2 protein-coding genes are annotated in these 1,906 nt (G+C 41.6%); both read left to right on the top strand.

Features of this window, described 5'->3' with window-relative positions; all coding sequences use genetic code 11:
• A partial coding sequence (gene atpC, locus ABYB02_RS16875; RefSeq protein ID WP_372763521.1) for an ATP synthase F1 subunit epsilon occupies positions 1-318 on the top strand: 318 nt, incomplete at its 5' end.
• Positions 319-615: 297 nt separating this feature from the next.
• Positions 616-1,906 (top strand): bifunctional UDP-N-acetylglucosamine diphosphorylase/glucosamine-1-phosphate N-acetyltransferase GlmU (gene glmU, locus ABYB02_RS16870; protein WP_372763520.1); only part of this gene is annotated, 1,291 nt, incomplete at its 3' end.

The raw sequence follows: 1,906 nt of genomic DNA, 5'->3' as shown, positions 1-1,906 counted from the left end.
GTTAATGCTGGTCACGCTCCACTACTTACTGCCCTTAAACCTGGTATGGTACGTTTAGTTAAGCAATTTGGTGAAGAAGAGTTCATCTACATTGCTGGCGGTACATTAGAAGTACAACCTAATCTAGTGACTGTTCTTGCTGATACAGCTGTTCGTGGTGAAGACCTTGACGAGCAAGCTGCAGAAGCTGCTAAACGTGACGCTGAAGCTCAAATGGCGAAAGGTGCATCTGCTGAACTTGATTATAATCAAGCCGCAGTGCAACTAGCTGAAGCAATTGCTCAGCTACGCATTATTCAGCAATTACGTAAAAAGTAAGCCTATCTGGTTTTTAAAAGCCCACATAACGTGGGCTTTTTTGTGCCTGTAATATAAATCAGCAATGTTATAAAAATTATAAATTTACTTTTTGTGCTCACTATTTATCCCTTGTTACTTATATCCATCACTAATCCCCGTTACAATAACGCCATTGAAGTGTCTGAGTGTTTCAGCCAAGATTCAGTAGTCAGTAATTAAGCTACTGAGTATTTGCACATGATGTGATTTACATAATCTACTGTGCACCAGTACGCGCTTATTTAGCTAAAACAACGAAAAAAGGAAATTGTTTTAATGTCTCTAACAACGGTTATTCTTGCAGCGGGTAAAGGTACTCGCATGCGCTCAGCGCTACCTAAAGTTCTTCATAAAGTGGCTGGCAAACCTATGGTGCAGCACGTTATTGATAACGCAAAAGCACTAGGTGCAACTACTACTAACTTAGTTTACGGTCATGGTGGCGAACTATTACAACAACAACTGGCCAACAACAACGTAAATTGGGTACTCCAAGCTGAGCAGTTAGGTACGGGTCATGCAGTAGCGCAAGCCAACTCTCATGTTAATGACGATGATACAGTGCTGATTTTATACGGTGACGTGCCTTTAACTAAGCAATCAACGCTTGAACGTTTATTAGCTGCGACACCTAAACATGGTTTAGCGGTATTAACCGTAAATTTAGCCAATCCAAATGGTTACGGACGTATGCTACGTGTTGATGGCAAGTTAGTGGGTATTGTTGAGCAAAAAGATGCCAGCCCAGAGCAATTACTTATTAGCGAAGTAAATACCGGTATTATGGCCGTTAATGGTCGATTGCTAAAAAGCTGGTTAGGCAACTTATCTAACAATAATGCACAAGGCGAATATTACCTAACCGACATAGTGGCAATGGCGCATAGCGAAGGTGTCGAAATTACATCAGCTCAGCCAGATCACCCAATGGAAGTAGAAGGCGCTAATAATCGTATACAACTAGCTGGCCTTGAACGTGCGTACCAAGCATGGCAAGCACAAGAATTAATGCTTAATGGGGCAACACTTGCCGATCCTGCCCGTATAGATGTTCGCGGAACAGTCACCACCGGTGAAGATGTACTAATAGATATAAACGTGATTTTTGAAGGCAAAGTGACTATAGGTCATAACGTTGAAATTGGACCAAACTGTGTGCTCAAAAACTGCAGCATTGGCGATAACGTTATAATAAAAGCTAATACACTCATAGAAGATGCAACAGTTGCTGCTAAATGTACGCTTGGTCCCTATGCCCGCCTTCGCCCAGGTGCAATTATGGAAGAAGACTCACATGTTGGTAACTTCGTCGAAATGAAAAAAACCCGTTTAGGTAAAGGCTCTAAAGCTAATCACTTAAGTTACCTAGGTGATGCTGAAATTGGCGAAAAGGTTAATATTGGCGCGGGTACTATTACCTGTAACTATGACGGCGTTAATAAAGCAAAAACCATTATTGGCAACAATGCCTTTATTGGTTCTAACTCATCGCTTGTTGCACCCGTAAATATTGGTGCAATGGCAACAATTGGTGCAGGCTCTGTTATTACGAATACAGTAGCAGATG

The sequence above is a fragment of the Pseudoalteromonas sp. genome (genome assembly GCF_041613455.1).
Taxonomy (GTDB): Bacteria; Pseudomonadota; Gammaproteobacteria; order Enterobacterales; family Alteromonadaceae; genus Pseudoalteromonas.
The sequence above is the reverse complement of the archived record's forward strand: the minus strand, read 5'-3'. Positions and strand labels throughout refer to the sequence as shown.